Genomic DNA, 8,893 nt, shown 5'->3' on the forward strand with positions numbered 1-8,893 from the left:
ACCTGACCTTAGCAAGGTTTGTTTTTTAGGCATCAAAAAATACAGCGCATATGAATCAAAGATCCGTTATGCACTGTATTTTCAGTGTCTAACTTATGAAGTTTCTCAGCTCTTACTCTCATCGTGAAATTGAACAATCATTTTTCGGCATAGAAACGATGCTTCAAACCCAGACACGGCATCCAATTCGACGCGAGTCTGATCGCCTTCATAGGCGAGACTCAGCTGCAAACAGATATTGCACTCCTCGGTTGGGCTCATTTTCTCATGCTGAATGTCTTCGAAATACAAAGCAATAGTTTGCTCCAGCCCGCCTGCGGATGTATGCCTGATCGTTACAGACAAGTTTTTCTGATTGCCATGCAGTCCTGCATCTTCCATACGGACCTTCGTTATTTCATCGTAATGAAACGGGGGGAAGAAACCGAACTTATCAATAACATTTTGGGCTCCCTCTATAAAAGTGAGCGGTGAGAATAGGCGTTCAAACTTCCTTGTGTTCATTAGATTTGACTCATATTGGGGACTCGTATAAAGCAGGATGGAATCAGTACTGCAATCCACTACCGTTCCGATAAAAGCAGCCCAGTCAGGTTTACCTAAATCACCAACAGTCATTCGAACCTGATCCTGCGCACGTAGCTCTGCTGACAGATCCTTATTAACATATAGCCGATAGCCTTGCACCTGCACCTGCCAAGCAGTATTTGAGGCAAAGCAGATTTCTTCCCGTTCTACAGAGCGAACATTAACATTCCATTCCCATTCCTTCTTCATACGTCCACCTCCAAATGAGTGAAGTATCTACGACGATCTGATTCTTCTTGCTCCAAGATCATCACCAGCAGTTGATGCACCATTCCCACTCAAATACACCCTCTCATCATACAACCGTTGTACCAGGTGTCAACGCTATTTCCATTGAATGATTAAATGGACAACCGCTAGCGAAGGTCTTAGACACTTCGGTTGTTATAAACATTCAATCTAGTGTGGACATACAAAACAAAAAGCCGGGAAGCAACTCGCATGAGTTGACTACCGACTTTTTGTTGTCATATAAGCACTAGTATTTAGATACTGAATAATTGGTTAGAAATATAATAATAACTACAACGATTATAGTTCCGAAAGCAAGCTTCCATTTCAAGTTCTTCTTAAATTTCGGATTTGAAGAATCCTTAAACTCTTTTCTTAGCCTTATAAGCGATAGAATTACTGTTATAATACCMAAAGCCATCATTGAATATGGTACTATTAACTCTTTCATCTTATCACCGCATTCCTCTTATTGAGGTTCAATATTAAATACATAGACCCAAGTCATTCCAAAATAAATACCTGTGCTGTGGCTATTATTCGCATAAATCCGAGCAGATACTAATCCCCAGTATGCAGCGGCAATTCCAGGAGGTACTGCTGCAACTCCACCAAAAATGCCTGCTATAACCGCTGCACCTGCACTTATTGATGCTGCTCCTGCTAAGTCAGCAGCCAGTCCGTTTGCATTACAACTATCTAATAATCTACTGTATCCCCACCAATGATATTCTGTTGGCTTTGTTACTCCATCACATGAAAATTTATTAAGTTGGATATTTAAGTCTAGCTGATCTTTTATGTTGCTCTTAATAGTAAGGTCAGGAAAAGCAATAAGTTTATTTTCAGCTATTAGTTTATTCAACTCATTGAAATAATTTTGTTGGCCTTCTAATAACTCTTTTTGAATATTATCCCTCACAGCTAGAAGATAATCAAGTTCAAAAAATCCTTTTTTATTAACTGAGATATATTTTTCCAAACCCATAATGTCAGAAGTTGTGAATCCAATTTCCCGTTCAATAGAGATGCTTTCAACATCTTGGCCAAACACTGTTGGAACAGCAGAAAATAATAACATTAATGTAAGAATTATTATTGATATCTTTTTCACAAATATTACCCTCCATTTTTGGTTAATATTTACTATAAAAAACATACAAATCAATGAAATAAACCAAAAGAAAATAACCCTTTCTACAGCTAATTAAATTAAAAAACTATTGTCTTAACAAAAAGCTATATAGAATTTATGTTTATCCCCCCTTATAAACTTTCAATATCCTTTCCTTCATTTGAAATCTTCATCCCTTTCTCCCAATACAATCATTACACGTTTTTACATATTTTTCACCGAAAATATATTTAGTATATTCCGAAAAGCCGCATGCGGGACGCAAAAATGAGATTATCATTTACCATTTTTAACTCATATAACTAAAATTTTATTTATATAAAATTAAATATAGGAAAATAAATAAACATTTATTATGTAAGTTGACTCCAATTAAATATTTTAAAAGTGGTTTATTATATTAAGTATTATCTCGGATCATAAAAAATACATCGCCCAAGGTATACAGCCTACATTGTAATGTAAATCCAATTCACATACTGTTATGCGACTACTTTCGGCACTTGCTTCACACCTATAGCAACCTGATTGCTATGTTCTGAACTCAAATCACTCCAGCTACTTATCCCCCCACCAACTGGACTGACTCCGAGGATATACAAACGCCCTTATGAAACGACCTCCCTTGACTACTTTTGGGGGCCAATCATGAGCAATAAGCCCGTAGACGAGGGGCTTATGGAATAATACGTTCAGACTAGCGACGATCTTAGGCACATCGAGTCGTATACAGACCATAATCGAGAGTTAAGAGCTTGCTTTCAACACGTTGTCCGTGCTGTCTTCATCAGCATTTTTTTCTGCTGACCATTGTAGACTGTCATTTTTGTTGGTATACTATTGAAAAATAATTCCATTTTGAGTAATTCAAGGGCTATGCTTTTCTGGCAATGCTAGAGACAACCCCGCTACCTGTAGCGGGGTTATTTTGTTTTCCAAATGAAATGGAGGATGCACAATGACTGGAAACGAAGAAACGAGAATGATTTTAACGAAAGAGGATTTAATTACACAATTCAAAAACTGCGGAGTAACCGAAGGGCAAACCATATTCGTACATACTTCATTAAAAAGTATGGGCTTTGTTGTAGGCGGAGCTGAAACGTTAATAAGGTCACTTCTTGAAATCGTAGGAGAAGAAGGAACATTGATGATGCCATCTCAGACATGGAAAAATCTTGATCCCTCTACTGGAGTTCATTGGAATGAACCAATGGAATGGTGGCCTATTATTCGTGAAAACTGGCCTGCATATGACAAAGAAATAACACCTGCCATTGGCATGGGTGTCGTGGCTGAAATGTTTAGACAGTGGCCAGGGGCAAAAAGGTCCGATCACCCGGCAAGGTCGATAGCAGCAGTAGGGAAACACGCGGAATATATTACAGAAAAACATGATTTAAGTAATATTTTTGGCAGCGACTCCCCTGTAGATAAACTGTATAAATTAGATGGACATGTACTATTACTTGGTGTTGGCTATGAAAAAAATACATCCCTGCATTTAGCGGAAACGAGAGCAAATTTTTCTTCCAAAAGATTTGCAGATGAGAGCAGTGCAGTCATGATTGATGGCAAGAGAACGTGGGTTACTTATTCTACTCAAGCAGTCGACGACGAAGATTTTAGTAGATTAGGAAACGAATATGATCAACAAAAAAATATCAAAATTCATAAAGTAGGAAATGCTGATGTACGATTTATGGAATTAAGACCCCTGATCGACTGGACCGTTCCTTGGATGGAGAAGAATAGAGAGTGACGGCTCGCCCTCGCTATTCGCGCTAGCCTACAAAAAGGTACCCCTACGCTAAACATTCTTTTAAAAATGTCCACTGTATGGGTACCCTTTTTTAAATGCCAGCTGAGCTTCCCGAGATAAGCTTTCAGGGATATGGATCAAAATAAGATAAGCCCAAATCAGCTTTTTTAATTCTTTGCATCAATCAAGGTAAACCAGTTGGGATCACCATTATATGTTCCATTAACCTGATATACAGGCCGATAAAAGTCTTTTGAATCATACATATAGATTAGTTCTATTCCTTTTATTTCTAGATGGTCACCCTTTTTTATTTCAAGCTGATCCTTTGTTAATAAAGCATTTCTTTGCAGCTGCTGAAATTCCCCATCCTCTATGCGTTTATATACTTCGGCTGGAGATAATAGATCCATCGTCCGCACAAACTGATTGTGCTTAATTCCGCTATTGATCGCGTAGATGCTGCCATCCTCTTTTAGGCCAATGGAGAAATCGCCTGTCCAATAATCCTCGTTCATTCCGGGGATCTGCGAGAGTGACCATGCATACTCACCGTCATCTACTCCTCGTAATTCAGCCTTCTCGCTAGGCAAGCCCAAATCATCCGCAATCGTTTTCGCCTTCTCTAACATAGAATCCGGATCAATTAGCGAGGCTTGCGCTGGGATGTAATCATTTTCGGTTAACGACCAGTTACCCTCTTCGGATTGAAATAACGTGAAGTGTGCGCCGCTATTACTAGTTAACACAATTTCACGATCACTTCCCCACTTCTTGACGCTTAACTCGGTCAATGATAGTTTTTGCCGCAGCAGCGCTGCGATTTCATCATTATTCACGACTCTTTTGTATACCGCAGCAGCATTTGGTTCTGGGCTTAACGTGAGTGAAGCGCTAAGCTCAACGCCTTTCATATTCCATTTGTGATACGAATTAATGGCTAGTTGACCAAACTCCTGCTGATTGTAGACGATACTCATTGCACAAAACATCAAACCGATTGCTATGGGGATGGACAGATTGCCCAGCAGGCTCTTGATCTTAACTTTTTTGTGCTCAATGACAGAAGCAGCAAGTCTATACAACTGGTAGCCCATAATGCCGCCAAGTGTATTGTTAATAAGATCATCAACCTCAAATAGACCTGCGCCAGTAAGCGTCTGATACGTTTCGATAGCTAATGTTGCACATATAACAACAAGAAGAAGCCGTTTGAACGCTCTAAACTTGTAACTCAAACAAGGCAGCAAAATCCCCAATGGCACAAACATTAAAATGTTAAAAATACCGTTTTGAAATTCTCTTAGCGAGTATTTTTGCCATGCTTCGATATAACCACCGAAAGGATACAGGTTCATTTCCAAGAAATGTGACGTACCTCGGCCGATAACGGTCAACTGGAGAACAAAAACAATATAACCGATGAAAAGCGCACCTAGGATAAGCTTACTCATAGGCAGCCAGGGCTCTTCCTCTCGCCTTCTTTTGCGATAATAAAATGTATAATAACCTGCGATTAGCAGCAGCTCGATTCCAACTACAATGACCACTGGCAATCCCAGAAAGCGTAAGTAATTGAACATATCTGTAATGCTCACAATATTCCTCCTCATACCGAACACAAAATTGTACTGTCTTATTCTCATGTGGTTTTTCATTATAACACGGCACTATAAATCATCTTTTGCTAATTCCTTAAAAAACCTTTAATAATATTTAAGGTTTATAATTTAGAGGATCTGTCCTCGACAGGGCTTTATTGAAAAATATAGCGATGGGCTTTCGAACGCAAAAATACATCACCCAAGGCACGCGGCCTACATGGTGATGTATTCAAATCATTCATACTATTTTAGACTCTCAACAGCATTAACACTTCGTTTGAAAATTCGCTTTTCCTTCCAAGGTTGCTTGCAAAAATTTTTTCGACTTTTTTAATCGCTTCTGAATATCTTCAATTTCTTTAATTTTTTGTTCAACAATTTTTTTCTTTACCTCGTATGATAAATTGAGTTCTTGATTTACTAGTAAACTCAACTCTTCTACCGAAAATCCTACGGATAAAAGTGCCTTCACATCTTCTAGAAATTCAACAATTTCCTCAGTATAAATACGATAATTATTTGCATCTCTTTTAACAAATGTGTCCGGAATTAGGTTTTTACGTTCATAGAATCTCAAGGTTGATATAGGCAGATCCGTTAATTTTGAAACATCATTTATTTTCATCATATGGCCTCGCTTTATTTATTTGCTATAAACCTTGGTTTATAGTTCATAATGCAATTATGATAACGAACGACATACACAATGTCAAAAAGTCTTATGTTATCAAAAGGAGAGATTCTATGTTTAACCACATTCAAAATAACAATTTCACCAGTATAGTTACAGGAAGACGTTCTGTGCGTAATTATGATGAGAACATTAAAATATCAAAAGAAGAGATAAGTGAAATGATTTCGGAAGCCAGTCTGGCTCCGTCCTCTGCTAATATGCAGCCTTGGCGTGTAATTGTGGTTGATACTCCGGAAGGAAAAGAGAAACTAAGACCCCTTGTACGTTTCAATACATTACAAAACGATACTTCATCTGCCATGTTATTAATTTTTGGTGATACCCAAAGCTATTTATATGTTGAAGAAATTTATAATACTGCCGTGGAACAAGGTAAAATGCCAGCTGAAGTACGGGATAGTCAACTCGCAACCATTCTATCGATGTATCCAACTCTACCAAAGGAAATGAAAGTAGAAGTTGCAAAGGTCGATAGCAGCCTCTTTGCCATGCAGTTAATGTTAGTAGCTCGTGCACATGGGTATGATACGAATCCAATGGCAGGATTTGAAGTTGACCAAGTAGCTAGAGCATTTGATTTAGATGAAGAGCGCTTTGTTCCGGTCATGATTATTTCAATAGGAAAAGCAAAGGAAGCAGGACATGAATCCGTTCGATTAAGTTCTGACAAGATTACATTTTGGAGATAATCATTATTCAAAATAAAACTTAAAATAAGCAAAATCGCTTATAAACAGGAAACAATAGTTAAGGGTTCACCTTAACATCTATAAAGCAAAATGAAGGACACCCTGATTGGGTATCCTTCATTGTAGCGACAAAAACTAAACACGACATTTCTATTAAGCAAATCTCCCAATCAGGCTGTCTTAATACAGCAAACCCCACTGGAAATTAAGCCATCCCGAATACGGTTTACCACTTCATCACTCCCATGAATTGGCACAAGAAAACATATTCTCATAGACTAGTTCGTACTAGTAAAAAGCACTAGATCCATGTATCGGCTGCTATTAAGTCGGGCTCCATATCGCCAGTGTTTATAACGCTTTTAGGCTCCACCAGCATGATATGGCATTCCTTTTCGGCGGAAGGCTTCATCTCTATTCCCCTAGGGACAATAAACATTTCACCCTTGGAAATTATCACTTGACCATCACGAAAATCAAGGATCATCTCCCCTTCAAGTGCGATAAATACCTTATCGGTATCTTCATGAACGTGCCATTCATAATCCCCAGCAATCTTAATAAGCTTAAATTGATAGTCATTCATTTCACCAATGACTTTCAGAGACCAATAGTCATTGAATTTAGTTAGCTTATCATTCAGATTAATAGCTTGATAATGGATATTAACCCCTCCCTTTTTCAAATTTCCAATATACCCTTATAGTGAACAGACACTCGGATGTAATAAAGCGCTTATTTCCGTTTCCATTATTATAGTAAAGTCATATTTTGATTTGAATGGATGCTTATTGAAACTAGAATGGATTATTAATGAACTTTTCTCGATATTCAGTAGGAGCAATACCAAATTGCTTTTTGAACACTCTACTAAAATAAAAGGGGTCAGCAAATCCAACAGTTTCTGCAATTTGTTGTACAGGTGCATCACTTTTAAATAACATTTCTTGCGCCATGTTTATACGATATTTTAATAAATATTGTGCAGGCCCCATACCTGCATGCCTTCTAAACACGTAAGAAAGTCGATTGCGATTAACGTTATTTTGTTCTGCAAGCGATGCTATTGTAAGGCTTTGATAATAGTATTCTTGAATATAATTAGATACCCGTTCGAATAAAGTATGTGATTCACAGCTATTTTGCCTATTATCAACACATAATAAGGCTTCATTCAGCACATCGCGAAACAGCATCTCGGTCTGAAACTTTGAAATGCCTCCACGCTGATTATAAACACGCCAAAGACGCATAATTAATTCAATTAGACGAGGGGACTGCCCTGTTAATAATTCAAAATGCTGATGCGAAAAGCTTGACTCTTCTAGTTCCGAGTTACATATCCGGTATAAAACTAAGATATATTCCCAGTCCGTTTCACCAAACACTTTTTGGTCTAGTCTCATTTTTGCAGCCCCATGTACAACTTTTCCTGGCGAAAAGATATAAGGCGTGTCATTAAATTGAAATTGTATTTTTCCTGTAAGAGGAAACACAAATCCAGGAAAAGAATCTGTATAGTCAGCGTGAGGCACGCCTGGGTTTCTCGCATATCGATATACTCCTTGTACTTGAAAAGGAGTGTGTGCCAGATGTTCTGCTAACCGATCAACGTCGATTTTCACTATGCTTACCTCATTTCAATGGTAATTGACCGTTAATCTTGACCGATCGTTGTATATCCAGTGTCCGTTGGAATATAGAAAGGTGAGCATGAGGGCTCTCATCTATTTTCACGTTATTGATAACAATTATCATCACCAATCTGCCGTTAGTCAAATTACTGCTGACAGCCTAAGTAACAAGACATCATATTCTCTACTAAGAGTTTATAGTTTATGAGCATGTACTCTGTTAAGAGCATTTCATGAGCATATTCCAATTTTTTCGTCGGCTTTGTATTGATTCCAAGCACAAAAAAATACATAGCCGGAGCATTAAGCCCACATGGCCATGTATTTAAATCATTCATACTGTTATGCCTCTCAGCAATTACTCGTCGCTGGCTAGGCGCGCATATGTCAAAAAAGACACCCCCAACGGTCAATGTCATTAAGTTAAGGTGCAGGATCAAAAACCATAAATAAAGAGTAGGTTATCAAAAAGATAGCCTGCTCTTTTTTTTTGAAAAAGTGAAATAGGACTTGACACGTAGATGGAAATGTGTGGCGAAGCCCCTTGAAAAAACGA

Annotated in this window: 8 protein-coding genes; 2 read left to right on the top strand and 6 right to left on the bottom strand. The window is 38.1% G+C overall.

Annotated features, from left to right (window positions below; translation table 11 throughout):
* Window positions 1-105: 105 nt before the first annotated feature.
* Window positions 106-777, bottom strand: a complete 672-nt coding sequence (locus tag AC1DM9_RS24945) for a hypothetical protein (RefSeq protein ID WP_477582762.1) — start codon at window positions 775-777, stop codon at window positions 106-108.
* Between the two features lie 511 nt (window positions 778-1,288).
* Window positions 1,289-1,933 carry a hypothetical protein gene (locus AC1DM9_RS24950; RefSeq protein ID WP_477582764.1) on the bottom strand — a complete coding sequence of 215 codons (645 nt, stop codon included), beginning with the start codon at window positions 1,931-1,933 and terminating at the stop codon, window positions 1,289-1,291.
* A 979-nt stretch (window positions 1,934-2,912) separates the two neighbouring features.
* On the opposite strand from AC1DM9_RS24950, the gene AC1DM9_RS24955 reads away from it, so the two are divergent.
* Window positions 2,913-3,716, top strand: coding sequence for an AAC(3) family N-acetyltransferase (locus AC1DM9_RS24955; protein WP_441878010.1), 804 nt, complete (start codon window positions 2,913-2,915; stop codon window positions 3,714-3,716).
* A gap of 167 nt (window positions 3,717-3,883) precedes the next feature.
* On the opposite strand, the gene AC1DM9_RS24960 is transcribed toward AC1DM9_RS24955, so the two are convergent.
* Both AC1DM9_RS24960 and AC1DM9_RS24965 read right to left on the bottom strand, forming a co-directional pair.
* Complete coding sequence (locus tag AC1DM9_RS24960) at window positions 3,884-5,314, bottom strand: VanZ family protein (protein WP_477582766.1); 1,431 nt, start codon at window positions 5,312-5,314, stop codon at window positions 3,884-3,886.
* Between the two features lie 271 nt (window positions 5,315-5,585).
* Entirely contained in the window at window positions 5,586-5,948 is a 363-nt protein-coding gene (locus tag AC1DM9_RS24965; RefSeq protein ID WP_477582768.1) for a MerR family transcriptional regulator, read from the bottom strand.
* A gap of 116 nt (window positions 5,949-6,064) precedes the next feature.
* Between AC1DM9_RS24965 and AC1DM9_RS24970 the strand changes: the two genes are divergently transcribed.
* Window positions 6,065-6,703 (top strand): nitroreductase family protein, encoded by a 639-nt coding sequence (locus tag AC1DM9_RS24970; RefSeq protein ID WP_441878004.1) that lies wholly within the window; start codon window positions 6,065-6,067, stop codon window positions 6,701-6,703.
* Window positions 6,704-7,004: 301 nt separating this feature from the next.
* Here AC1DM9_RS24970 and AC1DM9_RS24975 read toward each other — a convergent pair whose 3' ends face one another.
* Together AC1DM9_RS24975 and AC1DM9_RS24980 are read right to left on the bottom strand one after the other, a co-directional pair.
* Complete coding sequence (locus AC1DM9_RS24975; RefSeq protein WP_441878039.1) at window positions 7,005-7,367, bottom strand: cupin domain-containing protein; 363 nt, start codon at window positions 7,365-7,367, stop codon at window positions 7,005-7,007.
* A gap of 133 nt (window positions 7,368-7,500) precedes the next feature.
* Window positions 7,501-8,328 carry a helix-turn-helix transcriptional regulator gene (locus tag AC1DM9_RS24980; protein ID WP_441878002.1) on the bottom strand — a complete coding sequence of 276 codons (828 nt, stop codon included), beginning with the start codon at window positions 8,326-8,328 and terminating at the stop codon, window positions 7,501-7,503.
* Window positions 8,329-8,893 lie beyond the last annotated feature (565 nt).

This window comes from Paenibacillus sp. 01T431, assembly GCF_056398625.1.

Bases quoted from the DNA above. Each gene is read 5' to 3' on its own strand.
- AC1DM9_RS24955 (WP_441878010.1), top strand. From the start codon at position 2,913: ATGACTGGAAACGAAGAAACGAGAATGATTTTAACGAAAGAGGATTTA.
- AC1DM9_RS24945 (WP_477582762.1), bottom strand. From the start codon at position 777: ATGAAGAAGGAATGGGAATGGAATGTTAATGTTCGCTCTGTAGAACGG.
- AC1DM9_RS24970 (WP_441878004.1), top strand. From the start codon at position 6,065: ATGTTTAACCACATTCAAAATAACAATTTCACCAGTATAGTTACAGGA.
- AC1DM9_RS24965 (WP_477582768.1), bottom strand. From the start codon at position 5,948: ATGATGAAAATAAATGATGTTTCAAAATTAACGGATCTGCCTATATCA.